Below are 25,130 nucleotides of genomic sequence, written 5' to 3' on the forward strand. Positions count from 1 at the left end.
GACCATGGAACTCACCACCGTCTGGTTCATCCTGATCGCCGTCCTGTGGCTCGGCTACTTCACCCTCGAGGGCTTCGACTTCGGCGTTGGCATGCTGCTGCCGGTGCTGGCCCGCAACGACACCGAGCGCCGGGTCATGATCAACACGATCGGCCCGGTCTGGGACGGCAACGAGGTGTGGGTGCTGGTCGCCGGCGGCGCCACGTTTGCCGCGTTCCCGGAGTGGTACGCGACGATGTTCAGCGGGTTCTACCTGCCCCTGCTGGTGATTCTCGTGGCGCTGATCGTGCGCGGACTGGCCTTCGAGTACCGCCACAAGCGGCCGGAGGCGCAGTGGAAGGCCAACTGGGACCGGGCGATCATCTACGGCTCGCTGGTGCCGGCATTCGTGTGGGGTGTCGCGTTCGCGAACATCCTGCGCGGTGTGCCGCTGGACGCCGACCACGAGTTCACCGGATCCGTGCTGACCCTGCTCAACCCGTTCGGCCTTCTCGGCGGGTTGACCACCACCCTGCTCTTCCTGACCCACGGCGCGATGTTCGTGGCGCTCAAGACCGACGGCGAGATCCGGCACCGGGCGCGGGCGCTCGCCTGCCGCCTCGGTGCGGGCGCAGCCGTCGTCGCCGTCGTGTTCATGCTCTGGGCCCAGTCGTTGAGCGGTACGACGGGCAGCGCGGTCGCCTTCGCCGTCGCGGCCCTCACGTTGCTGGCGGCACTGGTGGCGGCGGCTCGCGGCCGCGAGGGCTGGGCGTTCACGGGCACCTTCGTCACCATCGGCCTCGCGGTGACCGGATTGTTCCTGGCGCTCTTCCCCGACGTGATGCCCTCGAGCACCGACGCCGCGTTCTCCCTCACGTCGACGAACGCGGCGGCCACGGCGTACACCCTGAAGGTGATGACGTGGGTCGCGGTGATGTTCACGCCGCTGGTGATCGGCTACCAGGCGTGGAGCTACTGGGTGTTCCGCAAGCGGATCGCGGTGCACCACATCCCGACACCGGCTCCCGAGGCGGCCGCGTCGTGAGGCCACTCGATCCGCGGGTCCTGCCCCACCTGCGTCCGGCCCGGCTGCCGCTGGCGGTGGTCGTGGGTGCCAGTGCGCTCGGCGGCGCCCTCGTCGTGGCGCAGGCGTTCGCGGGTGCCGCCCTGGTCGCCGGGGTCCTCGCCTCCCCGTCGGGTGAGGGTTGGCACCGGGCTGCCTGGTGGTTCGCGGGCATCACGACCGCCCGAGCCGTCGTCGGCCTGCTGGTCGACACGGCGGCGAGCCGGGCCGCCGGTCGGGTGGGCAACCGGTTGCGGCGCCTGGTCCTCGAGGCGACCCTGCGCCTGTCGCCGAGTGATCTCGGCCGGCGACGTCGCGGCGAGCTCACCACCCTGGCCACCCGCGGCGTGAGCGCCGTCGAGCCCTACCTCACCCGCTACCTGCCGGCCTTGGTGCTGGCCGCCGTGCTGCCGGTGCTGACCCTTGCCGCCATCGCCACGCAGGACCTGCTCAGCGCGCTGATCGTGCTGCTCACCCTGCCGCTGCTCCCGGTCTTCGCGATCCTGATCGGTCTCACCACCCGCGACAGGGCCGACCGGCAGTGGCAGGCGCTGGGCACCCTTGCCGGTCACTTCCTCGACGTGGTGCGCGGACTGCCCACGCTGGTCGCGCACCGCCGGGCCTCCGCACAGGTGCCGCAGATCCGCGCCGTGACCGAGCGCTACCGGCGCACCTCGGCAGACACGCTCAAGCTGGCCTTCACCTCGTCGGCCGCCCTCGAGCTGATCGCGACCATCTCGGTGGCGCTGGTCGCCGTCAGCGTCGGGCTGCGTCTCGCCGGTGGGTCGATGGACCTCCGGACCGCGCTCGTCGTACTCCTCCTGGCGCCGGAGGCCTACTGGCCGCTGCGTCGCGTCGGCGCCGAGTACCACGCCGCCGCCGAGGGCACCGCCACCTTCGACGCCATCTCCTCTCTCACACGAACCGTCAATTCTTGTGCCGCGAACCGTGGATTCTTGATGCCCGAACCGGCAATTCTTGATGGCTCGCCCCGGACCATCCGGCTCGACGAGGTCGCGCTGGCCTGGCCCGACCACGACCCGATCGTGCGCGGCCTGACCGCCCGCCTGCTGCCGGGAACGATCACCGCGATCGTCGGGCCCTCGGGCTGCGGCAAGAGCACGCTGGTGCAGGCGCTGCTCGGCGAACTGCCACTCTCCGGTGGCATGGTGCGGGTCGGCGCCGACGACCTGTCGGCGGTCGACCGTACGGCGTGGCGCGGTCGCGTCGCCCACCTGCCACAGCGCCCGTGGCTGTTCGCCGACACGATCTCGGCCAACCTGCGCATCGGCCGGCCCGAGGCCAGCGACGCAGACCTGTACGCCGCACTCGCCGCCGTCGACCTCGCAGAGTTCGTCGCGGACCTGCCCGACGGACTCGGGACACGGCTCGGCGAGGAGGGCCTCGGGCTCTCCGCCGGACAGCGCGCGCGGCTCGGGCTGGCCCGGGTGGTCCTCGCTGCGCGGCCGTACGTCGTGCTCGACGAACCGACCGCGCATCTTGACGCGCACACCGAGCGCACGATGCTCGACGTGATCCGTCTGCTTGCCGAGACCAGCACGGTGATCGTCGTCGCGCACAAGGATGCGGTGGTCGACATTGCCGACCAGGTCATCGACCTCGGGCCGCTCGGTCGAGTGAGGGCGGCCGAACTGGCGACGGGTCGATGCGAACTGGCGACACGTCGACGCGTCTCGTCGGGGGTCGAACCCGCCGGGCCCGTCGAGCCCGTTGCTCCGGCCGAGGCTGCCGGCTGGTCCACACGCATCCCCGTGCCCACTGCGCTCAGGTGGGCGCTCGTGGTCGTCCTGGCCACGCTGGCCGCGGCGTCCGGTGTCGCGTTGACCGCCACGGCCGGCTGGCTGATCGCCCGCAGCGCCGAGCAGCCGCCGGTCCTGATGCTGACCGTCGCGATCGTCGGAGTCCGCACGTTCGGCCTGGCCCGTCCGGCCCTGCGCTACGTCGAGCGCCTGCTGGGCCACGACCTCGCCCTACGCACCCTGGCCACCAGGAGGGCCAGCATCTTCGAGCAGCTCATCCCGCTCGTCCCCGGCCGACTGGGCCGACACGGCGACGTGCTCACCGGGGTCGTCGACGACGTCGACGCGCGCCTCGACCACCTGCTCCGGGTCCGTCTGCCTCTGGCCACCTGGCTGGGTGTCTCGGCGTTGTCCGGGATGCTCACCTGGGTCGTGCTGCCACGCGCCGTGGCGCCGGTGCTGGCCGTGGCACTCATCGGTGGCACCGGCGCACTCGTCATCGGCTGGGCCGGTGCCAGACGGCACGAGCCAGGCTTCGTCGAGGCGCGCGCCGACGTAGGCCGTCGCGCGTCCGACGTGGTCGGCTCGGCTCGGCAGCTCGTGCTCTGGGGTGCAGGCACGACGACCCTGGACCACGTCGACCGTGCCGCGAGGCACCTCGACCGGCACTCAAGGGCCAGCGCCACTGGCGTGGCATCCGGCCGCTCGATCGCCCTGCTCAGCGCCGGTCTCGGCACGGTGGCCGTGGCCGTCGTGGGTTCCCCGGCGATGGCCGAGGGCCGGCTGAGCAGCCCGATGCTGGCCCTGCTCATGCTCCTCCCCCTGGCGCTCGCCGAGGTGACGTCGCCGCTGGCCGACGCCGGGGCGCTCTGGGTGCGCACCCGGGCCGCCGAGCAGCGCCTCGCAGCACTCACCGCCACGCCGCCGGCCGTCGCCGACCCCGAGGTCGCCGCGCCACTTCCGCAGTCGCCGCACACCATCACCCTCGCCGACGCCTCGATCTCCTGGCAGGAGGGCGTGGACGCCGTACGACACCTGTCCCTCGACCTCCCACCCGGTGCACTGGTCGGCGTCACCGGCCCCTCGGGCTCCGGCAAGTCGACCCTGGCCCTCGCGCTGATGAAGCTGCTGCCGGTCACCGCCGGCACGCACACGATCGACGGGGTCCGAGTCGCCGACCTCGCCGGGGACGACGTACGCCGGGTGGTCGGCCTGCTGGACGACGATCCGTACCTGTTCGGGTCCACGGTCGTCGAGAACGTGCGCCTGGCCGAGCCGGCAGCCACTGACCTGGAGGTCGAGCTGGCCCTGCGCGCGGCCCACCTGGGCGACTGGATCGACACCCTCCCCGACGGCCTGCACACCCGCATCGGTGACAGCGGGGTCGAGGTCTCCGGTGGCGAGCGCGCCCGGATCGGCCTGGCCCGTGCGGTCCTCGCCCGCCGCGACGTGCTGGTGCTCGACGAGCCGACGGCTCACCTCGACACCGCGACCGCACGGGCCGTGGCCGCCGACCTGCTGGCCGCCAACACCGGCCGCAGCCTGGTCTGGATCACCCACGACACCGTGGGCCTCGACGCGATGGACCACGTCGTGCGGTTGGGCGATGCGGCCGAGGCGCCCGTCGGGGTGGCCGGCTGAGCGCTCCAGCGGTGGCCCAGCGTCGTGACAGTGCCGTTGAACGACGCAGGGCCACCGCTGGAGGGCACTAGGGTGGCGCCGATGACCACCGACACCCGCGGATCCCGCCACTGGTCCGGCCTGGCCGGCGCCTACGCCGACACGTTCGCGCACTACTGCGCCGGCACCATCCCGTCCGTCCTCGAGCGCGCGGCCGTCCCAGGTGCCTGCGACGTGCTCGAGGTGGGAGCAGGCACCGGCCTGTTGTCGGCCCGGCTCGTCGAGACCGGCGTCCGGCTGACCGCCACGGAGCCGGACGCGGACATGCTGGCGATCGCACGGGACGCCCTGCCCGACGGCACCGACCTGATTCGTGCCGGGCTGCCGGAGTTGCCGTTCCGGACCGGGCTGTTCGACGTCGTGATCGCCAACTTCGTGATCAACCACGTGGGCGATCCGCGCGCCGGAGTGGCGGAGCTGGCGCGCGTCGCGCGACCCGGCGGCCGGGTGCTCTTCACCGTGTGGCCCTCGCACCCCACGGCCCAGGCCGAGCTGTTCGCCCGTGTGCTGGCGGAGGCAGGGGTGACTCCCCCGCCCTCCGACATGTTGCCGCCGCACCTCGACTTCGAGCGCTCCCCTGAAGGCGTCGCCGCGCTCTGCGACGACGCCGGCCTGGCCGATGCCTCCGTCACCGAGGTCGCGATCCGCTGGCGAATCCACCCCGACGACTTCTGGCGCGGGATCGAGGCCGGCATCGGCGTCATCGGCAGGACCGTGCAGTCACAACCTGACGAGGCGCGTGCCCGCTTGCGCGCGTCGTACGACGACCTCAGCCGCGACCTGCTCGACGGCGACGACCTGGTGTTTCCCGCAACCGCTCTGCTGGCCGAAGGAGAGAAGGCATGAGCGTCACCGTCGGACCCCTGGAGGCGGGAGACCGCGTCCAGTGGGAGTCCCTGTTCACCGGCTACCTCGAGTTCTACGAGTCGGCGTTGCCCCAGCAGGTCTACGACCGCAACTGGGAGGCGTTCGCCGCGGACGACACCTTGCATGCCCTCGGTGCGCGGATCGACGGACGGCTGGTCGGCATCACGCACTTCCTCACCCACGCCGACACCTGGGGTGACGACGTCTGCTACCTCAAGGACCTCTTCACCGCCTCCGACGTACGCGGCAAGGGTGTGGCGCGGGCGCTGATCGAGGCGGTCGCCGCGTGGGCCTCCGCGCACGGCTGCGCCAAGCTCTACTGGCACACCCACGAGACCAACGCGACGGCGCGGCTGCTCTACGACAAGGTGGCCGAGAACCGCGGGTTCATCCGCTACCAGCGCGCGCTCTGACCCAGGGCGAAACGCAGGACGGAGCTCGGGACGTCCTGCGTTGCGGCTCCCGGGGCAACCACGACGCAGGACGTCCTGACGACGCGGGTCAGGCCTCGATGACGACCGGGACGATCATCGGACGGCGGCGGTGCTTGTTGCTCACCCAACGTCCGATGACCCGGCGGATCGACTGCTGCAGCTGGTGGCTGTCGTTGACGCCCTCGGCCATCGCCTTGTCGAGCGCGTCGATGATCGGCTTCTTGATCGCGTCGAACGTCGAGTCGTCCTCGGCGAAGCCACGCGCGTGGATCTCGGGGCCGCTGACCACCTTGCCGGACTGCGAGTCGACGACCACGATCACCGAGATGAAGCCCTCCTCGCCGAGGATGCGGCGGTCCTTGAGCGACGACTCGGTGATGTCGCCCACCGACGTGCCGTCGACGAAGACGTAGCCGCACGGCACCTTGCCGGCGATCTCGGCCTTGCCGTCGATCAGGTCGACCACGACGCCGTCCTCGGCGATGACGACGTTCTCGACGCCGGTCTCACGGGCCAGGGCGGCGTTGGCGCGCATGTGCCGGATCTCGCCGTGGATCGGCAGCACGTTCTTCGGCTTCACGATGTTGTAGCAGTAGAGCAGCTCGCCGGCGCTGGCGTGGCCGCTGACGTGGACGAGGGCGTTGCCCTTGTGCACGACGTTGGCGCCCCACCGGGCGAGTCCGTTGATCACCCGGTAGACAGCGTTCTCGTTGCCGGGGATCAGCGACGAGGCCAGGACGACGGTGTCGCCCTCCTCGATGTGCACGAAGTTGTGGTTGCGCTGGGCGATCCGCGACAGGGCACTCAGCGGTTCGCCCTGGGAGCCGGTCGAGATCAGCACCTGCTTGTGCGGTGCGAGGTCGGCCAGCTCCTTGGCGTCGACGATCACACCCGGCGGCACCTTGAGGTAGCCGAGCTCCTTGGCGATCGCCATGTTGCGCACCATCGAGCGGCCGACGTACGCGACCTTGCGGCCGTGGGCCACCGCGGCGTCGAGCACCTGCTGCACCCGGTGGATGTGGGAGGCGAAGCATGCCACGATGATGCGCTGGTCGCGCGACTTGTGGAAGACGCTGTCGAGCACCGGCCCGATGCTCTTCTCGGTCGTCGTGAAGCCGGGCACCTCGGCGTTGGTCGAGTCGGTCATGAAGAGGTCGACGCCCTCGTCACCGAGCCGGGCGAACGCGTTGAGGTCGGTGATCCGGCCGTCGAGCGGCAGCTGGTCCATCTTGAAGTCGCCGGTGTGCAGCACGAGGCCGGCGCCGGTGCGGATCGCCACGGCGAGCGCGTCGGGGATGGAGTGGTTGACCGCGACGAACTCGAGGTCGAAGGGCCCGAAGGTGATCGTGTCGCCCTCCTTGACCACGTGGTGCACCGTCTCGCGGAGGCGGTGCTCGCGCAGCTTCGAGCCGAGCAGCGCCAGGGTCAGCTCGGAGCCGACCAGCGGGATGTCGCCGCGTTCGCGGAGGAGGTACGGCGTGGCACCGATGTGGTCCTCGTGGCCATGGGTCAGCACGAGCGCCTCGACCTGGTCGAGGCGGTCACGGATGGACTCGAAGTCGGGCAGGATCAGGTCGACGCCGGGGTGGTGGTCCTCGGGGAACAGGACGCCACAGTCGACGATCAACAGGCGGCCGTCGTACTCGAAGACCGTCATGTTGCGTCCGACCTCGCCGAGGCCGCCCAGCGGGGTGATCCGCAGTCCACCCTCCGGCAGGTCGTGCGGTGCGGAGAGCTCGGGGTGCGGATGGCTCAAAGGGTGCTCCTCAGATGAGACCGGAGGCCGCGAGCCCGGTGCGAAGTGCGGCGACTTCGTCGTCGTCGAGTTCGACGAGGGGGCTGCGGACATGCCGGTTGTCGATGACGCCGAGCAGCTGAAGTGCTGCCTTGGCGGTGGTCGCTCCGTAGTTGGGGACGCCCATGACGGCGTCGATCGCGGGGAGCAGGCGCGTGAAGATGGTGAGGGCCTCAGCCGTGTCGCCGGCCAGGTAGGCGTCGACCAGGGCCCTGGTCTCGTTGCCGGCAGCGTGAGCGACGACCGAGACGACGCCGACGGCGCCATGGGCCAACCAGCCGAGGTTGGCGATGTCGTCGCCGGAGTAGACCGCGTAGCCGAGCTCGCGCAGGCGTACGCCGCGTGCGAAGTCACCGACCGCGTCCTTCACCGCGATGACCGACTTGATCTTGATCGCCTCAGCATAGGTTTCGAGGGCAATCTGGGTGGCGGTGCGACCCGGGACGTCGTACAGCATCACCGGCACGTCGGTGGCCGTGGCCACCTGCGTGAAGTGGTGCAGCACGCCCTTCTGGGACGGCTTGTTGTAGTAGGGGGTGACCAGCAACAGGCCGTCGGCGCCGTTCTTCTCGGCCTGCTTGGCCAGCTCGATCGAGTGCACGGTGGTGTTGGTGCCGACGCCCGCCACCAGCTTGATGTCGGCTCCGACCGCGTCACGGACCGCCGCCAGGATGTGGCCGTCCTCCTCGACCGTGGTCGTCGGCGACTCGCCGGTGGTGCCGGAGACCACGATGCCGTCGTGGCCGTTGTCGACCAGGTGCTTGGCGATCTTCTGGGTGCCCTCGAAGTCGACGGAGTCGTCGTCGTGGAACGCAGTGGCCATCGCGGTGAGCACGCGACCGAAGGGCGCGTCGGGGGCAGCGGAGGTCATGGGGACAGGCTATCGCTCCCCGGCCCGGACTCCACGCACGACCCGACCGCCATGGGACGTGAGGCTGGTCTCCGAGACCTCAGACGTGCGGCATGACCTCGGCGGCCACGACCTCCAGGTGGTCGAGGTCGGCCAGGTCCAGCACCTGCAGGTAGATCCGCTCCGCGCCGAGCGCCTCGAAGCGCTTGATCTTGGCGATCGCCTCGTCAGGCGTGCCGGCCAGGCCGTTCTCACGGAGCTCGTCGGGCTCGCGACCGATCGCCTCGGCCCGGCGCTTGATCTCGGCCTCGTCGCGGCCCACGCAGAGCACCAGCGCGTTGGACCAATGCAGCGAAGCGGGGTCGCGGTCGATCGCCTCGCACGCTGCCCGGACGCGGCCGAACTGGGTCGCGGTGGTCTCCTCGTCGACGAACGGCAGGTTGAACTCGTCGGCGTAGCGCGCGGCCAGCTCCGGCGTACGACGCTTGCCGAGGCCGCCGATCAGCACCGGCGGCTTCGCCTGCGCGGGCTTGGGCAGCGCCGGGGAGTCGGTGATCGGCCAGGTGGCGCCGTCGTACGAGAACCGCTCCCCCACGGGCGTCGCCCACAGGCCGGTGATGATCGCCAGCTGTTCCTCGAAGCGGTCGAACCGCTCCTTCGTCGACGGGAACGGAATGCCGTACGCCGAGTGCTCGGCCTCGAACCAGCCGGCACCGATGCCGAGCTCGACCCGCCCTCGGCTCATCTGGTCGACCTGCGCCACCTGGACCGCCAACGGGCCGGGGTGCCGGAACGTCGCCGACGTCATCAGGGTGCCGAGCCGGATGGTCGTGGTCTCGCGGGCGAGGCCGGCCAGCGTGGTCCACGCGTCGGTGGACCCGGGCAGGCCCTCGGTGCCCATGCCGAGGTAGTGGTCCGAGCGGAAGAACGCTCCGAAGCCGAGTCGCTCTGCGGCCAGGGCGACCTTCAGGAGGTCGTCGTACGTCGCGCCCTGCTGGGGTTCGGTGAAGACACGGAGTTCCATGCGTTCACCCTGTCATGCGTGCCCCAACGGACGTGGCGCGCTCAGGCCGGGAAGCGTTCGCGCAGCAACGGCAGCACGTGGTGCTCCAGCAGCGGCGCGAGGTCGTCGTACGCGTCGTCGAGGCCCATCCAGCGCATCTCCTCGATCTCGGAGGCGATCACCGGTTCGGCGTCAGGCGTGGTCAGGAACGCGTCGGACTGCACAAGGTGACCGGGCTCGTTGGCGGCCAGCGCGAGAAAGCTGCCGAGCGGAAGCAGCTCGCCGGGCCGGAGTCCGACCTCCTCCTCCGCCTCACGACGGGCGGCATCAATCGGCGCCTCCCCCGGCTCGAACTTGCCGCCCACCAGCATGAACCTGTCGGTGCCGCGCTTGCGGACGGTGAGCACCTGCCGGTTCCGGACGAAGGCGACCGCCGCCACCTCGATCGTGGGCGGAGGAGCGATGCGTTCCCACCAGACCCAGTCGAGCCCGGGTCCGGGGACCCGCTCCTTCTCGGCCCACTCGCCCGGGTCGAAGTCGGGGAAGTGTGCGTCGCCCTCGGGCTCGAGGTCGATCTCGGTGAGCACCTGATGGGTGGCCAGCGGCATCGCCTGCTCGTAGATCTGGGTGCCGCCTGCGATCACGGTGTGGCCGGGTTGGCCGGCGGCCAGGGCCAGGGCTTCCTCGAGCGAGTGCGCGACCAGCACCTGGTCGGCGTACTCGCCGGCGGTCCAGTCACGATCGCGGGTGACCACGATCGTCGTACGCCCCGGCAGTGGCCGGCCGATCGAGTCGTACGTCGCCCGCCCCATCACCAGGGTGTGGCCGAGGGTGACCCGCTTGAAGTGCGCGAAGTCCTCGGGGATGCGCCACGGGATCTCGCCCTTGTTGCCGATCACCCGGTTGCCGGCGTACGCCGCCACCATGACCACGCGCCGGTCGGCACCGCAAGGATCCACGGTTGGCGCATCAAGAACTGCCGGTTCGCGCATCAAGAATCCACGGCTCGTGTGTGAGCTGCTCGGCGAGGGTGACGTCGCGTCATACGGCGATGGGGGCCTTGATGCCCGGGTGCGGGTCGTAGCCCTCGATCGAGATGTGGTCGAGGTCGAACCCGTCGATCTCGGTCACCGAGCGGTCGAGGTGCAGCGTCGGCAGCGCGCGCGGCTCGCGGGTCAGCTGCAGGCGGGCCTGGTCGAGGTGGTTGGAGTAGAGGTGCGCGTCGCCGAGGGTGTGCACGAAGTCGCCGACCTCGAGCCCGGCCACCTGGGCCACCATGTGGGTGAGGAGGGCGTAGGAGGCGATGTTGAACGGCACGCCCAGGAAGACGTCGGCGCTGCGCTGGTAGAGCTGGCAGCTCAGCCGGCCCGGCCCGTCGTCCTGAGGGGCGACGTAGAACTGGAACATCGTGTGGCACGGCGCCAGCGCCATCTCGGGGATGTCGGCGACGTTCCACGCGGAGACGATGTGGCGGCGGGAGTCGGGGTTGGTGCGGATCTGGTCGATGACCTGCTTGATCTGGTCGACGTGGTGGCCGTCGGGCGTGGGCCAGGAGCGCCACTGGTAGCCGTAGACCGGACCGAGGTCACCGTTGTCGTCGGCCCACTCGTCCCAGATCGTGACGCCGCGGTCCTGGAGCCACTTCACGTTGGTGTCGCCACGCAGGAACCACAGCAGCTCGGCGAACACCGAACGGGTGTGGATCTTCTTCGTGGTCACCATCGGGAAGCCGGCGGAGAGGTCGAAGCGCATCTGGTGCCCGAAGACGCTGCGAGTGCCGGTGCCGGTGCGGTCGTCCTTCTCGACGCCGTCGTCGAGGACACGTTGGACCAGATCGAGGTATGCCTGCACGCCTGCAGCCTACGACGCGTGCTTCCATGGATGGGTGACCCACACCGAACTCGGACTACTGGTCCTTTCCGGATCCTCCGGACGTCTCGAGACGCAGCGGTGCGAGGTGCTCCGCTCCCACGGCATCGCCGCCGAACCGGTCCAGTGGTTCGGCGGCCCCGGCCAGCCCGCCACACCCCGCCGCATCCCCCTGGAGACCTTCCGGGAGCCGCTCGACCGGCTCGCCGGGCAGGCCCGGCGCATCGGCGTCCTGGGTACGTCGTTCGGCGCGGAGGCCGCACTGCTGCTGGCGATCCGCGACATCCGCATCTCCGCTGTCGTGGCGCTCTCTCCCACCTCCGTCGTGTGGGAGACCTCGGACATGGTCGATGACCGGCCGGTGCACGATGCCAAGTGGACCTGGCACGGCGAACCCCTGCCCGGGGTGCCGTACGTCGAGCAGGCCGGACGCGACCTCGCCGACACGTGTGCCCTGCACGAGGCCAGCCTGGCCGAGCTGAACGGGCAGCGTGACGAGGTCACCATCCCGGTCGAGAAGATCGACGCCGACGTGCTCGTCGCTGCCGGAGGGGACGACCGGGTCTGGCCGGCGAGCCGGTTCTGCGAGGAGATCGTCTCGCGCCGGTCCCGGCACGGCCAGGACACGACGTACGTCTTCCACCCGAAGGCCGGCCACCGCGTCGTACTCCCCGGGGAGGTCGCACCCCTCCCGCGGGCCGACCTGCCGCCCGGTGGCACCACCGCCGCCGAGCGCGAGCACGGCGAGCAGGTCCTCGACGCACTGCTGGCCCTGGCCCGCTGACCAGTCGCCGGTTCGTGCCGACCCGTCGTGAGTTCGACCGCAGCCGACAGGCTGCCTGTGGAGGGACGTCGGGAATCTGTGGACAACCCACACCGCTTCTGTGGACGACACGCGCATTACCTGTAGAACCAAGGGAATGTTCCCGGAAACCCTTGCGTGGCGCGGGTCACACGACATAGAACTGTGCCTACGCACTTCCTCCGGGAAGAGCGGGACAGTCCGGAAGCAAGGTTCACACGTCGGGGCAACTCGACGCAGTGACTGGGTGACGAAGTCACTGGGGCCGGACACAAAGGACTGTCGATCGGTTTGCGTCACCGGTACCGGTCAAACGAAGGGCCCTTGCAACTCATACTTGCGAGGGCCCTTCACCTATTTCTGCACTTTAACTTCCCTGTACCCCGCGCAGGCCAACGCCGTACGGCGTGTCGCCAAACAGTCAGGGCACCAGCACCGCGTCAGACGTGCAGGGTCAGGCGTGCAGTGACATCGGGCCGTAGACCTCACGCTCGGCCTCGAACAGGGTCACCGCGTCGACACCCTCGGCGGCCAGCTCCGCGTAGAACTCCCCCACCCACGACTCCGCGTCCGCCTGGCTGGAGAACGTCTGGCCGGCCAGGTCGCCGGTGATCTCCACCACGGCGCCCGCGGCGTCCTCGAGTCGCCAGACCCACGGAGTGGGCGGCTGGGGGCTCGGCTTGAAGGTCGGCGGCTCTTCGGGAACGTTTGCCATGGGGTGAGACTAGCCGGACCATCTTTGACGAACGGGGGCGGCGGTGGCAGATTTCGGCGTGGTACCCCGCGGCAACGCGTCGTACTGCACGTCCCGCTCTGGGGAAGCCGGTGAGAGTCCGGCGCTGACCCGCAGCCGTAAAGCCGGAACACCGGACGGGATGGTGGCTCCACCCGTCGAGGTCTGCGGATCGGGAGCCGGACGCTCCGGGTCCGGTTCAGCTCCGTGTGCCCCACTCATCAAGAAGGGCTCCCGCCCATGCGTTCGCTCCGCTCCTCGATCGCCACCGCGATCTCGCTGTTCCTTGCCGGACTGGTCATCGCTGCCACGCCCGGCAGCGCCCACGCCGCCGACGTCTACCGCTACTGGGCCTACTACACGGTGACCGACGGTGCCTTCGTCACCCAGGAGACCGGACCGGCCGGGGCCACGCCGGCCGACGGTTCCGTCGAGGGCTACCGCTACGCAGCCCCGGCGGACTTCAAGAAGCCCAACCTCCCGCGCGCCGACCTCGCGACGGTCAACTTCGACTCGGTCTGCGGCGACAAGGAGGCCGCTGCCGGCGAGAAGCGCGTGGCCGTGCTGATCGACTACGGCGTCGAGGCCGACGCCAACGGCGCCGAGGTCCCCCAGCCCGAGGCGCTGTGTGCCGTCGTGCCCGAGAAGGCCAACGGCCTGCAGACCCTCCAAGCAGTAGCGCCCGACCTGCGCACCAAGAAGTCGTCGTTCGGCCCGCTGCTGTGCGGCATCAGCGGCTACCCCGCCACGGGTTGCGCCGACGAGAAGGCCGACGCCGGAACGCCTGCCGACGAGGGCAACGTCGAGTTCGCCACCGCGTCCTCCGACGACAAGGGCGCCTCCGACTCGTCCAAGGCCAATGACGACAAGGACGACAGCAACACCGGCGTCCTGCTCGGCGTCGGCGGCCTCATCGTGGTGCTCCTCGCCGGCGGCTTCTACCTGAGCCGTCGCAACCGCTCAGCCGCCTGATCGACACCCCGTGCGCCCCCACCACCTGATCACCTACCCGCGTACCCTGCACCCGGGCGCGTGGTGGTTGTGGGCAATCGGGCTGGCCGCCGCCGCGAGTCGTACGACGAACCCGGTGCCGCTGCTGTTGATCATGGCGGTCACCTGGTTCGTCGTCTCGGCCCGACGTGGCGACACCCCGTGGGCGTCGTCGTACGCCCTGTTCTTCCGACTCGCGATGCTGGTCATCGTGATCCACCTGGTCTTCCAGACCCTGCTCTCGGGCAACACCCAGGGCACGACCGTGATGTTCACGCTGCCCGAGATCCCGCTGCCGGACTCGACCGGCATCCAGCTCGGTGGGCCAGTCACCCTCGAGGGCCTGCTCACCGCGTTGTACGTCGCCCTGCAGCTGGCCGCCATCTTCTGCTGCATCGGTGCCGCCAACGCTCTCGGCAGCGCCCGGCAGCTGCTCCGCTACGTGCCGGCCGCCCTCTATGAGATCGGCGTGGCCTGCATCATCGCGTTGACCTTCGCCCCGCAGCTGGCCACCGACGCCCGCCGGGTGCGCGACGCGGCGCGACTGCGCGGCGGCAGCAGAGGGCGGATCCGCCGCTTCGGCCGTCTCGCGATGCCGATGCTCGAGGGTGCCCTGGAGCGGTCGGTCGCCCTGGCCGCGGCGATGGACTCGCGTGGCTACGGACGCACGACGGTCTCCGACCCGCGCCAACGACGCCTCACCTCGGCCCTTGTCGTCACCGGCATGGTCGGGGTCTGCCTGGGCATCTACGGCATCCTCAACGGCACCGCGTCCAGCTGGATGGGCCTGCCCGCCCTGGCCGTCGGGTGCCTCCTCGGAGTGGCCGGACTGGTCGTCGGCGGGAAGCGCACCGGCCGCACCCGCTACCGTCCCGACCCGTGGGCGCTGCCCGAGCTGCTGGTCGTGGCCAGTGGGCTGACGGCCGCCGTGCTGACGTTCTGGCAGGTGCGCGTCGATCCGACGACGCTCGTGCTTGCATCGGTGTCGGACGTGCCGCCGGTGCCGATGCTGGCCTGCGCCGGAATCCTGGTCGGCCTGCTGCCGGCGTTCGTCGCGCCACCGCTGCCGTTGCCACCGCCCTCCCGTCGAGAGCGCGATCTCGAGGTGGCCGCATGATCGTCTTCGACCACGTCACGATCACCTATGCGGGCGCCCCCACGCCCACGCTGACCGACGTCGACCTGCACATCCCCGAAGGTGAGATGGCACTGGTGATGGGGCGCACCGGCAGCGGCAAGTCGACCTTGTTGCGCGCGGTCAACGGGCTGGTGCCGCACTTCAGCGGTGGCACCCTGCGCGGACGTGTCGTGGTCGACGGCCGCGACACCGCGACGCACCGCCCCCGAGACCTGGCCGACGTGGTCGGCTTCGTGGGCCAGGATCCGCTCGCCGGCTTCGTCACCGACAACGTCGAGGACGAGCTCGCCTACGGCATGGAGTCGCTCGGCATCTCTCCGGCGACCATGCGCAAGCGCGTCGAGGAGACCCTCGACCTCCTGGGCCTGGCCGACCTGCGCGGCCGTCCGCTGACCCACCTGTCCGGCGGGCAGCAGCAACGGGTCGCGATCGGGGCCGTGCTCACCACTCACCCGCGCGTCCTCGTGCTCGACGAGCCCACCTCGGCCCTCGACCCGCTCGGCGCCGAGGACGTCCTCGCCACCCTGCAACGACTCGTCCACGACCTCGGCATCACCGTGCTGCTGGCCGAGCACCGGCTCGAACGGGTGGTGCAGTACGTCGACCGCATCATCCACGTTCCCGGAAACGGCTCACCGGTCGAGTCAGGCCTGCCCGCCGACATCCTGGCCCGTACGCCGATCGCGCCGCCGGTCGTCCAGCTGGGGCGGGTGGCCGGCTGGAGTCCACTGCCGCTGACCGTGCGTGATGCGCGCCGCCGCTCGGTCACGTTGCGCGAGCAGCTGGCCGACGTACAACCGCCGGCGCACCGCGCCTCGACCCTCGGGGACGACGTGGCCGTGGTGCGCGACCTGGTCGCCGGCTATCCGAGGCGACCGGTCCTCCGCGGCATCACGGCCACGGTGAAGGCCGGCGAGATCGTCGCGCTGATGGGCCGCAACGGATCCGGCAAGTCGACGCTCCTGCGCACGGTCGTCGGCCTGCACAAGCCGACATCGGGTCGCGTCGTCGCCGATGACGTCGGCCTGGTGCCCCAGGTGCCGGCCGACCTGCTCTATGCGGCGACGGTCGCCGACGAGTGTGCGATGGCCGACCGTGATGCCGGAGTGGACGGCGGCACCACGCGCAAGCTGCTCGACCGGCTTGCCCCGGGCATCCCCGACGACCAGCATCCGCGCGACCTCTCCGAGGGCCAGAAGCTGAGCGTCGCGCTGGCAATCGTGCTCGCCTCAGAGCCGCGCCTCCTCCTGCTCGACGAACCGACCCGCGGGCTGGACTACGTCGCCAAGCACCAGCTGGTCGAGATGCTGCACCAGCTGGCCGACGCCGGACACGGTGTCGTGTTCGCCACCCATGACGTCGAGCTGGTCGCCGAGGTCGCCTCGCGGGTCGTCGTACTCGCCGACGGCGAGATCGTGGCCGACGGCGCCGCCCCCGACGTGGTGGTCTCCTCCCCCGCGTTCGCCCCCCAGGTGGCGAAGGTGATGGCCCCGCAGCCCTGGCTGACCGTGCACGACGTGGCCACCGCGCTGGGGCAGGCATGAGTGACGTCACCGCGGTCCGGGTGCACGCCTCCGCAGCCGTCGCGCTGATGCTGGCCAGCATCGTCACGCTCGGCGCGTTCGGCTGGCCGTTCATCTTCCAGCCGGGCGGCGGGGTCGAGGCGTCCTCGCACGGCAACGACGCGCCGTGGATCTTCGCCTTGATCCTGCCGCTGCTGGCCGCCATCGTGCTGGCCGAGCTCAACGCCGGCGGCATCGACTCGAAGGCGATCGCCCTGCTGGGCATGCTCTCCGCGGTCGGTGGCGCACTGCGTGCGCTCTCCCCCGGCGTCGCCGGACTCGAGCCGAGCTTCGCGCTGATCATGCTCGGCGGCCGGGTCTTCGGCCGCGGGTTCGGTTTCGTGCAGGGCTGCCTGTCCCTGTTCATCGGCGCCCTGATCACCGGAGGGGTCGGTCCCTGGCTGCCGTTCCAGATGATGGCCGCGGGCTGGGTCGGCTTCCTGTCCGGATGCCTGCCTCGTCGGCAGGGCCGCTTCGAGGTGGTCACCCTGGCCGTGCTCGGCTTCGGTCTCGGCCTGCTCTACGGCGCCTTGATGAACCTCTGGTTCTGGCCGTTCGGGCAGTACGGCGACGGGCTGAGCTTCACCGAGGGAGCCTCGACCGCGACGAACCTGGCCGCCTACGCGCGCTACTACGTGACCACGTCGGTGGTCTGGGACCTGGCCCGCGGCATCTTCACCTTCCTCCTGGTCCTGCTCGTCGGCACTCCCCTGCTGCGCGCACTGAGACGCGTCTCCCGGCTGGCCGCCTTCAATCCCGACGTGAGGTTCGAGCGATGAGCATCCGGGTGCTGGGCATCCGGGTGCTGGGCACGGGCTCGGCCGACGGATGGCCCAACCCGTTCTGCACCTGCGCCTCCTGCACTTCAGCCCGTACGGCGGGCGAGGTGCGGGCCCAGACCTCGGCCCTGGTCGACACGTTCCTGCTCGACTGCGGCCCCGAGACATTGCGCACTGCCGAACGCCTGGGCGTGCCGCTGTCCGGCGTACGCCACGTGCTGCTCACCCACGACCACCCCGACCACACGGCTCCGGCGTTCCTGCTCTACCGCTCGTGGGTCACCTCGCCGGACGAACCGCTCGACGTGGTCGGGCCGGCGTCGGTGATCGACTCGGCGCAGCAGTGGCTGGCACCCGACACCCACGTGCGCTTCCACGCGGTGGCTCCCGGCGACGTCCTCACGCTCGACGGCGGGGTGGTCCGCGTGCTCGGCGCGAACCACACCAGCGACGCCGTGCTCTACGACGTCGCCGCGCCCAGCGGCCGGGTGCTGTATGCCACCGACACCGGGCCGCTGCCGTCCTCGACCGTCACGGCCGTCGCCGATGCGGCGTACGACGTGGTGCTGCTCGAGGAGACGTTCGGCGACTTCCTCACCCACGGCACCGCCCACCTCGACCTGCCGTCGTTCGCCGAACAGGTGCGGCTCCTGCGTGCGGCCGGTGCCATCACGTCGGACACCGATCTGGTCGCCGTACATCTCTCGCACCACAATCCGCCCACGCCCGAGCTGTCGCGGCGACTGTCGGCGTACGGCGCCCGCGTGGTCGCCGACGGGACCGAGTTGGGCACCAACAAGAGGGGCGACACGGAACAAGGATCCGGATCGCAGTCACCGCGTGACAGCAGATCGCATCCTTCCGGGCGATCGGGCACCGGACCCGGCCGAACCCTGGTGATCGGCGGGGCCCGCAGTGGCAAGTCGACCGAGGCCGAGCGCCTGTTGGCCGCCGACGACGACGTGACCTACGTGGCCACCTCCTACCCCCGCTCGGACGACCCGGAGTGGGTCGAGCGGGTGCGACTCCACCAGCGGCAGCGACCCCAGTACTGGAGCACCGTCGAGACCCTCGACCTCGTCGCACTGCTCTCGGCCGACGGCGGGCCCCTGCTCGTGGACTGCCTGACGCTCTGGCTGACCCGGATCATGGATCGGCACGACGCCTGGGACGACGCCACCTGGGCCGCTGGCGCGGCCGACCTGGTGACGGGCGAGGTCACAGACCTCGTCGCGGCCTGGCGTACGACGAACCGCCGGGTCGTCGCCGTCACCAACGAGGTCGGTCAGGGGCTGGTGCCCGACCGTGCGTCGCTGCGGCGGTTCCGCGACGAGATGGGGCGACTGAACAGCCGCCTGGCCGCCGAGACCGAGGACGTGCGCTGGTGCGTCGCCGGACGCGTGGTGGAGCTGTGAACGCGGTCTGGTTGATGCTCGGCACCCTCACCTCACTGCGGGTGCCACCGCCGTCGCGGGTGGACCGGCAGGTAGCCGGCCGCGCCATGGTGCTGGCTCCGCTCGGCGGTGGCCTGCTGGCCCTGTTGACCGCCGGGCCACTGTGGTTCGCCGTCGACCGCGACGTCGGCCTCGGCGCCTGGGTGCTGGCCGTCATGGTGCTCGGGGCGTTGGCGTGGCTGACCCGCGGCATGCACCTCGACGGGCTGGCCGACGTGGCCGACGGGCTCGGTTCCGGGCGCCGCGGCGAGGGCGCCCTGGCCGTGATGAAGCAGTCCGACATCGGCCCGTTCGGCGTGGTCACGCTCGTCGTGGCCCTGATGCTGCAGGCGGCTGCACTGCAGCAGGCGATCTGGCTGGGTTGGGGTCCCCCGGCGCTTGCCGTCGCCCTCGTCGTCAGCCGCGGCGTGCTGCCGTTGCTGTGCACCCGCTGGTTCCCCGCGGCCCGTCCCGACGGGCTGGGTGCCACGGTCGCGACCAGTGTCGGTCTCGGGGGTGCCGTTCTCGGACTGGTCCTGGTCGGCGCAGCCGCCTCGGCCCTGGTCGCCCTGTCAGACCTCGCCCCGGGCTGGGGCGACGGGTTCGGTCTCGGGCTCGATCCCGGGCTCGGAGTTCGCCTCGCGGTGGCGAGTGCCGCATCGCTGCTGCCCGGCGTACTCCTCGCGCTGCGGGCCCGCAACAGGTTCGGCGGCGTGACCGGTGACGTCTACGGTGCCGGCGTCGAGGTGACCTTCACCGCCAGCCTGCTCCTCACCCTCGTCGCCCTCTCCTGACCGCGCGAACCGTGCCTCATTGATGCGCGAACCGTGGGTTGTTGCGCTTCGAGCCGTGGATTCTTGGTGCGGGACCGCAAGGATCCACGGCTCGGACGTCAAGAATCCACGGTTCGCGCATCAAGAGTGCACGGTTGGTCAGGACTCGCGGACGGAGGTGTCGACGAACGGGGGCTTGACCACGGTGAAGACCTCGCGCCGACCGCGGACGTCGACCGCGACCTCGGAGCCGTCTTCGACGAACTTCGGGACCAGCGCCAGGCCGATGCCCTTCTTCAACGTCGGGGAGAACGTGCCGGAGGTGACCTCGCACAGCGGGACGTCGGCGGTCAGCCGGACGGACATGCCGGGGCGCGGGATGCCACGGCCGACGGCGACGAGACCGCGCAGCAAGCGGTCGACACCCTTCTCGCGCTCGGCGAGGAGCACGTCGCGGCCCCAGAACGCGTCCTTCTTCCAGCCGACCGCCCACCCGACGCGTCCCTGGCTGGGGGTGACGTCGAGGGAGATGTCCTGGCCGTGGAGCGGGTAGCCCATCTCGGTGCGCAGGGTGTCGCGGGCACCGAGCCCGCAGGCCAGCAGGCCGAACTCCTCGCCGGCCGCGACGAGGGCGTCCCAGAGGGCGCCGGCGATCTCGTTCCTCGCGATCAGCTCGTAGCCGCGCTCGCCCGTGTAGCCGGTGCGGCAGACCACGACACCGAGGCCCTGGAACTCGTCGCCGGCCAGCTTCGCCTCGACGAACGACATGTAGTCGTGACCGGTCGGCAGGCCGACCTTCTCGAGCACCTCGTCGGACCGGGTGCCCTGGACGGCGAGGACGGCGTACTCCTTGTGGTGGTTCGTGACGTGCACCCCCTCGGGTGCGCCGGCCTGCAGGCGGCGTACGACCTCGGCGGTGTTGGCGGCGTTCGGGACCAGCAGGATGTGCTCGTCGTCCTGGTAGTAGGCGATCAGGTCGTCGACGATGCCGCCGGTGGCGTCGTCGCAGCAGAGCGTGTACTGCGCCTTGCCGGGGGCGATCCGGCCGAGGTCGTTGGAGAGCGTGGCATTGACGTAGGCCGCGGCGCCGGGGCCGGTGACCATGGCCTTGCCGAGGTGGCTGACGTCGAAGATGCCGACCGCCTCACGGACGGCGGTGTGCTCCTTGACCACGCCGGAGGAGTACTCCAGCGGCATCGACCAGCCGCCGAATTCTGCGAACTTCGCGCCAAGGGCAACGTGCCTGTCGTGGAGGGGTGAGGTGAGCAACGAGGATGCGTCGGACATGGGCCGAACCTATCCCAACTACAGTGCTCGATGTGACGACGTACACACTCCGCAGCGCCAGCCCCGCCAAGACCCGAGCCGACGTGGTGATCGTCGGCGTTGCCAGGAACGGCAAGGGCCCGACCATCGCCACGGGCGGAGAGGACGTGGCCACCGCCTACGGGCGCAAGTTCCGCCCCCTGCTGGCCAGCCTCGGATTCACCGGGAAGGTCGGCGAGACCGCCAAGATCCCCACCAGCGGCACGATCAACGCCCCGCTGCTGCTGCTCGTCGGGCTCGGTGACCAGCAGAAGCTGACCCCCGCCGTCGTACGCCGGGCAACCGGCGCCGCGTCACGTGCGGTGACCAACGCGGCGTCCGTCGCCCTGGCCCTGCCGGCCGAATCGCCGGAGCTGGTGCGCGCCGTGACCGAGGGCTACCTCCTGGGCGGCTACACGTTCACCGACTTCAAGCGCGACTCGTTGCCCGAGAGCACCGCGGCCGGCGAGATCGTCGTGCTCAGCAGCATCGCCCGCCAGCAGGAGGCCGTCGCCGCGTTCGACCGCGCGCAGCTGTTCGTCGAGGCCCAGAACCTCACCCGCCAGTGGGTCAACCGTCCGGCCAACGACCTCAACCCGCCGTCGTTCGCCGACGAGGTCGTGGCCCAGCACGCCGCCCTGACCAAGGGTCGGGGTGCGCCGAAGATCGACCTCAAGGTGTGGGACGAGAAGGACCTCGCGGCCGACGGCTGCGGCGGCATCCTCGGCGTCGGCGGCGGGTCGGAGACTCCCCCGCGCATGGTCAGGCTGACCTGGTCGCCCGAGGGTGCGACCGGCCACGTGGCGCTGGTCGGCAAGGGCATCACCTACGACTCGGGCGGCTACACGATCAAGCCGGCCAACTCGATGGTGACCATGAAGGAGGACATGGCCGGTGCGGCCAGCGTCATCCAGGCGCTGTTCCTGATCGCGAGGCTCGGCCTGCCGGTCAAGGTGACTGCGTGGGCGCCGATGGCGGAGAACATGATCTCCGGTGCGGCGATGCGCCCCGGCGACGTCCTGACGATCCGGGGCGGCACGACGGTCGAGGTCACGAACACCGACGCAGAGGGCCGGCTCATCCTGGCCGACGCACTCGTGATGGCCGCCGAGGAGAAGCCCGACACCATCATCGACATTGCCACCCTGACCGGCGCCATGGTCGTCGCGCTCGGTGAGAAGGTCGCAGGCCTGATGGGTTCGGACGACGTCGTCGCCGACGTCGAGGCGGCCGCCCAGTCCACCGGCGAGGCGTTCTGGCACATGCCGATCCCCGACGAGATGGCCGAGCGCATCAAGAGCAGCAAGGTCGCCGACATCGCGCAGCACGACTGGGTGCGCTGGGGCGGCGGGCTCTTCGCGGCCGCGTTCCTGCGAGAGTTCACCGACGGCATCCCGTGGGCGCACCTCGACATCGCCGGTCCCGGCTACAACACCGGCGGCGCCCACGGCCACACGCCGCCCGGCGGGACGGGCTTCGGTGTCGCCACACTCGTGGAGTACGTCGCCGCCCGCGCCGAGGCCGCATCCGCCGAGGCAGCGTCCGGCGACGCCTGAGCACACCGACGACACGAACGGGTCCACGCCGCTGCGGCGTGGGCCCGTTGATTTTTCAGGCCTTCTTCGCCTGGGCCTTCTTGGGCTGGGTCTTCTTCGCCGTGCCCTGGACGCCCTGGTGGCGCCGATCGCGGAACGACACCGCCGAGGTGGAGTCGTCACGGCTCTCGAAGAGCTCGGTGGCCCGCAGCAGGTCCGTGACCCGCTGGTAGCCGTAGTTGCGGGGATCCATCGACGACTGGTTGCGGATCCGTTGCCCGACCGCCGAGGCCCGCGCCCAACCCGACTCGTCGGCGGTGCCCGACACCGCCTCACGGAGGAGCTTCACGAGAGCCGCGTCGCCGCGCAGCTTGGGGGTCGGCACCCGAGTCGGCGGCGCTGACGTCGCGGCATCAGACGGCTCGTCGACGTCGTCGGAGGAGACGATCTTGTCGAGGTGGAGGAACTTCGTGCAGGCGTTCACGAACGGGGCCGGTGACTTGGAGTCGCCGTACCCGAAGACGTCGGCGCCCCGCTCACGCAGGTGCATCACCAACGGGGTGAAGTCGGCGTCGCTGGACATCAGGCCGAAGGCGTCGGGCTGGTCACGATGCAGCAGGTCCATCGCGTCGACCACGAGCGCGATGTCGCTGGCGTTCTTGCCCTTGGTGAGGGCGTACTGCTGGACCGGTCGGATGGCCCGTTCGTGGAGGACGGCCTTCCAGTGGTTGAGGTGCGAGTCGTCCCAGTCGCCGTACGCGCGTCGGGTGCGCGCCTCGCCTTCGTTGGCGAGGTCGTCGAGCACCACGTCGACCTTGCTGGCCTGGGCGTTGTCGGCATCGATCAGGAGCACGATGCGGCGCCGTTCGCCGGTGTCGCTCACTGGTTCTTCATCCGGCGGTTGTAGTCGCGCATGCGCTGCGGGATGCCGACCACCGCGGCGTCGTACGACGGCACCTGGTGCTTGTTGGCGAAGCTGTGCGCCCACTGCACCGACGCCACCCGGCGGCGGGTCCACTCACCGTCGTGGGCGACAAGGAGCAACGTGACGTCACTGACCGCGGTGCGTGGTTCCACGAAACCCTCGACCCCCCGACGCGAGGTGACGAAGTCGCGCAGGTGCTGCTCGTCGGCGGCGCTGGCCGCGCGCACGCTCGTCGAGCCGGTGCGTGCACCGCCGGTGGGGCGGCTGCTGCGCGAGCCGCGTCGGAATCGGTCGAACAAACCCATGCGGACAGTGTGACGCACGGGTCGACATCTCGTCCGCAAGAAGGGTGGTGTCGGCCCGGTTGGAGTTAGTGCAAGGATGGGCGGCGTCGTTTCATCAGGAGTGGAGGACAACGTGGCAGACGCGGCAACACCGCAAGCCGGCAACACCTTTGACGTGGTCATTCTCGGAGCCGGTTCGGGCGGCTACGCCTGCGCCCTGCGCGCGGCTCAACTGGGCCTCACGGTGGCCCTGGTCGAGAAGGGCAATCTCGGAGGCACCTGCCTCCACGTCGGGTGCATCCCGACCAAGGCCCTGCTGCATGCAGCAGAGGTCGCCGAAAGCGCTCGAGAGGCCAGCCAGTTCGGCGTACGGGCCACGCTCGAGGGCATCGACATGGCCGGGGTCAACGCCTACAAGGACGGTGTCGTCTCCCGTCTCTTCAAGGGGCTGACCGGCCTGATCAAGTCCCGCGGCATCACCGTGGTCGAGGGCGAGGGAAAGCTGACCTCCCCGACGACGGTCGAGGTCGCCGGAACGACGTACACCGGCAAGAACGTGGTGCTGGCCTCCGGCTCCTACTCGCGTTCCCTGCCCGGCCTCGAGATCGACGGCGAGCGGGTGATGTCCTCCGAGCACGCCCTGCGTCTCGACCGGGTGCCGGCCTCCGCGATCGTGCTCGGCGGCGGCGTCATCGGCTGCGAGTTCGCCAGTGTCTGGAAGTCCTTCGGCGCCGACGTCACCATCGTCGAGGCACTCCCCCGGCTCGTCGCCGCCGAGGACGCCGCCTCCTCCAAGGTGCTCGAGCGCGCGTTCCGCAAGCGCAAGATCAACTTCCTCACCGGCACCCGTTTCGAGTCGGTCAAGACCACCGACTCCGGCGTCGTGGTGACCGTCGAGGGCGGCAAGACGATCGAGGCCGAGATCCTCCTCGTCGCGGTCGGCCGCGGGCCGACCACCGACGGCCTCGGGTACGACGAGGTCGGCGTCGCCATGGACCGCGGCTTCGTCACCACCAACGAGCGGCTGCGCACCAACGTGCCCGGCGTGTACGCCGTCGGCGACATCGTCCCGGGCCTGCAGCTCGCCCACCGCGGCTTCCAGCAGGGCATCTTCGTCGCCGAGGAGCTCGCGGGACTCTCGCCCCAGGTGATCGACGAGTCCGGCATCCCCCGGGTCACCTACTCCGACCCCGAGCTCGCCTCCGTCGGCCTCACCGAGGAGCAGGCCCAGGAGAAGTACGGCGAGGTCGAGTCGCTGACCTACGACCTGGGCGGCAACGGCAAGAGCCAGATCCTCAAGACCCAGGGCTTCGTGAAGCTGGTCCGCCGCAAGGACGGCCCGGTCGTCGGCGTGCACATGGTCGGCGCCCGCGTCGGCGAGCTGATCGGTGAAGCCCAGCTCATCTACAACTGGGAGGGATACGCCGAGGACGTCGCTCCCCTGGTGCACGCCCACCCGACCCAGAACGAAGCGCTCGGCGAGGCCCACTTGGCCCTGGCCGGCAAACCGTTGCACGCGCACGCCTGACCACCCCAAGATCTGTACAGACCCACAGAAGATTCGAGCGAAG

Annotated in this window: 22 protein-coding genes and 1 riboswitch; of the genes, 13 read left to right on the forward strand and 9 right to left on the reverse strand. The window is 70.5% G+C overall.

The window, feature by feature from the left end:
* The first annotated feature begins 4 nt into the window (after positions 1-4).
* The 4 genes from cydB to ASD30_RS06490 all read left to right on the forward strand — a co-directional run bounded on the left by cydB (position 5) and on the right by ASD30_RS06490 (position 5,762).
* On the forward strand, positions 5-1,024 hold the full coding sequence (gene cydB / locus ASD30_RS06475) for a cytochrome d ubiquinol oxidase subunit II (RefSeq protein WP_056678439.1): 1,020 nt from the start codon (positions 5-7) through the stop codon (positions 1,022-1,024).
* Positions 1,021-4,443, forward strand: coding sequence for a thiol reductant ABC exporter subunit CydD (gene cydD / locus ASD30_RS06480; RefSeq protein WP_056678443.1), 3,423 nt, complete (start codon positions 1,021-1,023; stop codon positions 4,441-4,443). The genes cydB and cydD overlap by 4 nt, the downstream gene beginning before the upstream one ends.
* Positions 4,444-4,524: 81 nt before the next feature.
* Positions 4,525-5,328: a class I SAM-dependent methyltransferase gene (locus ASD30_RS06485; RefSeq protein WP_056678446.1), complete on the forward strand. Its 804-nt coding sequence runs from the start codon at positions 4,525-4,527 to the stop codon at positions 5,326-5,328.
* Entirely contained in the window at positions 5,325-5,762 is a 438-nt protein-coding gene (locus ASD30_RS06490) for a GNAT family N-acetyltransferase (RefSeq protein WP_056678449.1), read from the forward strand. Before ASD30_RS06485 ends, ASD30_RS06490 begins: the two co-directional genes overlap by 4 nt.
* A gap of 88 nt (positions 5,763-5,850) precedes the next feature.
* Here ASD30_RS06490 and ASD30_RS06495 read toward each other — a convergent pair whose 3' ends face one another.
* The 5 genes from ASD30_RS06495 to ASD30_RS06515 form a co-directional block, all read right to left on the reverse strand.
* Positions 5,851-7,539, reverse strand: a complete 1,689-nt coding sequence (locus tag ASD30_RS06495; protein ID WP_056678455.1) for a ribonuclease J — start codon at positions 7,537-7,539, stop codon at positions 5,851-5,853.
* A 10-nt stretch (positions 7,540-7,549) separates the two neighbouring features.
* Positions 7,550-8,449 carry a 4-hydroxy-tetrahydrodipicolinate synthase gene (gene dapA, locus ASD30_RS06500; protein WP_056678459.1) on the reverse strand — a complete coding sequence of 300 codons (900 nt, stop codon included), beginning with the start codon at positions 8,447-8,449 and terminating at the stop codon, positions 7,550-7,552.
* 79 nt (positions 8,450-8,528) lie between these two features.
* Positions 8,529-9,452: an LLM class F420-dependent oxidoreductase gene (locus tag ASD30_RS06505; RefSeq protein WP_056678462.1), complete on the reverse strand. Its 924-nt coding sequence runs from the start codon at positions 9,450-9,452 to the stop codon at positions 8,529-8,531.
* Positions 9,453-9,493: 41 nt separating this feature from the next.
* A complete protein-coding gene (locus ASD30_RS27440; RefSeq protein ID WP_082563588.1) occupies positions 9,494-10,423 on the reverse strand; it encodes a dihydrofolate reductase in 930 nt (309 codons plus the stop codon).
* A 49-nt stretch (positions 10,424-10,472) separates the two neighbouring features.
* Positions 10,473-11,282 carry a thymidylate synthase gene (locus ASD30_RS06515; protein ID WP_056678465.1) on the reverse strand — a complete coding sequence of 270 codons (810 nt, stop codon included), beginning with the start codon at positions 11,280-11,282 and terminating at the stop codon, positions 10,473-10,475.
* A 34-nt stretch (positions 11,283-11,316) separates the two neighbouring features.
* On the opposite strand from ASD30_RS06515, the gene ASD30_RS06520 reads away from it, so the two are divergent.
* Positions 11,317-12,084, forward strand: coding sequence for an acyl-CoA thioester hydrolase/BAAT C-terminal domain-containing protein (locus tag ASD30_RS06520; protein ID WP_056678467.1), 768 nt, complete (start codon positions 11,317-11,319; stop codon positions 12,082-12,084).
* 472 nt (positions 12,085-12,556) lie between these two features.
* Here ASD30_RS06520 and ASD30_RS06525 read toward each other — a convergent pair whose 3' ends face one another.
* Complete coding sequence (locus ASD30_RS06525; protein ID WP_056678470.1) at positions 12,557-12,817, reverse strand: hypothetical protein; 261 nt, start codon at positions 12,815-12,817, stop codon at positions 12,557-12,559.
* A gap of 101 nt (positions 12,818-12,918) precedes the next feature.
* Positions 12,919-12,970, forward strand: a riboswitch (cobalamin riboswitch).
* Between the two features lie 105 nt (positions 12,971-13,075).
* Between ASD30_RS06525 and ASD30_RS06530 the strand changes: the two genes are divergently transcribed.
* From ASD30_RS06530 to ASD30_RS06555, 6 genes are read left to right on the forward strand one after another with little or no spacing between them, the layout of a single operon-like run.
* The gene (locus tag ASD30_RS06530; RefSeq protein WP_056678474.1) at positions 13,076-13,807 is read left to right on the forward strand and encodes an SCO2322 family protein; all 732 of its coding nucleotides are present in this window, start codon (positions 13,076-13,078) and stop codon (positions 13,805-13,807) included.
* Between the two features lie 10 nt (positions 13,808-13,817).
* On the forward strand, positions 13,818-14,942 hold the full coding sequence (locus ASD30_RS06535) for an energy-coupling factor transporter transmembrane component T (RefSeq protein WP_056678475.1): 1,125 nt from the start codon (positions 13,818-13,820) through the stop codon (positions 14,940-14,942).
* The gene (locus ASD30_RS06540) at positions 14,939-16,507 is read left to right on the forward strand and encodes an ABC transporter ATP-binding protein (protein WP_056678478.1); all 1,569 of its coding nucleotides are present in this window, start codon (positions 14,939-14,941) and stop codon (positions 16,505-16,507) included. The genes ASD30_RS06535 and ASD30_RS06540 overlap by 4 nt, the downstream gene beginning before the upstream one ends.
* The gene (locus tag ASD30_RS06545) at positions 16,504-17,304 is read left to right on the forward strand and encodes an ECF transporter S component (protein WP_056678481.1); all 801 of its coding nucleotides are present in this window, start codon (positions 16,504-16,506) and stop codon (positions 17,302-17,304) included. Before ASD30_RS06540 ends, ASD30_RS06545 begins: the two co-directional genes overlap by 4 nt.
* Positions 17,301-18,719: a bifunctional adenosylcobinamide kinase/adenosylcobinamide-phosphate guanylyltransferase gene (locus ASD30_RS27445; RefSeq protein WP_235532520.1), complete on the forward strand. Its 1,419-nt coding sequence runs from the start codon at positions 17,301-17,303 to the stop codon at positions 18,717-18,719. The genes ASD30_RS06545 and ASD30_RS27445 overlap by 4 nt, the downstream gene beginning before the upstream one ends.
* Positions 18,716-19,531, forward strand: a complete 816-nt coding sequence (locus ASD30_RS06555) for an adenosylcobinamide-GDP ribazoletransferase (RefSeq protein ID WP_200951077.1) — start codon at positions 18,716-18,718, stop codon at positions 19,529-19,531. The genes ASD30_RS27445 and ASD30_RS06555 overlap by 4 nt, the downstream gene beginning before the upstream one ends.
* A gap of 138 nt (positions 19,532-19,669) precedes the next feature.
* Here the strand turns inward: ASD30_RS06555 and gcvT are convergent, their stop codons facing one another.
* Positions 19,670-20,797 carry a glycine cleavage system aminomethyltransferase GcvT gene (gene gcvT, locus ASD30_RS06560; protein ID WP_056678483.1) on the reverse strand — a complete coding sequence of 376 codons (1,128 nt, stop codon included), beginning with the start codon at positions 20,795-20,797 and terminating at the stop codon, positions 19,670-19,672.
* Positions 20,798-20,829: 32 nt separating this feature from the next.
* Between gcvT and ASD30_RS06565 the strand changes: the two genes are divergently transcribed.
* Positions 20,830-22,371: a leucyl aminopeptidase gene (locus tag ASD30_RS06565; RefSeq protein WP_056679432.1), complete on the forward strand. Its 1,542-nt coding sequence runs from the start codon at positions 20,830-20,832 to the stop codon at positions 22,369-22,371.
* Between the two features lie 55 nt (positions 22,372-22,426).
* On the opposite strand, the gene ASD30_RS06570 is transcribed toward ASD30_RS06565, so the two are convergent.
* Positions 22,427-23,233, reverse strand: coding sequence for an NYN domain-containing protein (locus ASD30_RS06570; RefSeq protein ID WP_056678486.1), 807 nt, complete (start codon positions 23,231-23,233; stop codon positions 22,427-22,429).
* On the reverse strand, positions 23,230-23,580 hold the full coding sequence (locus ASD30_RS06575; protein ID WP_056678488.1) for a hypothetical protein: 351 nt from the start codon (positions 23,578-23,580) through the stop codon (positions 23,230-23,232). Before ASD30_RS06575 ends, ASD30_RS06570 begins: the two co-directional genes overlap by 4 nt.
* 76 nt (positions 23,581-23,656) lie before the next feature.
* Between ASD30_RS06575 and lpdA the strand changes: the two genes are divergently transcribed.
* Complete coding sequence (lpdA, locus tag ASD30_RS06580) at positions 23,657-25,087, forward strand: dihydrolipoyl dehydrogenase (protein WP_082563590.1); 1,431 nt, start codon at positions 23,657-23,659, stop codon at positions 25,085-25,087.
* Positions 25,088-25,130 lie beyond the last annotated feature (43 nt).

Origin of the sequence: Nocardioides sp. Root140 (genome assembly GCF_001426745.1) — a bacterium.
In the GTDB taxonomy this organism is placed as follows: Bacteria; Actinomycetota; Actinomycetes; order Propionibacteriales; family Nocardioidaceae; genus Nocardioides.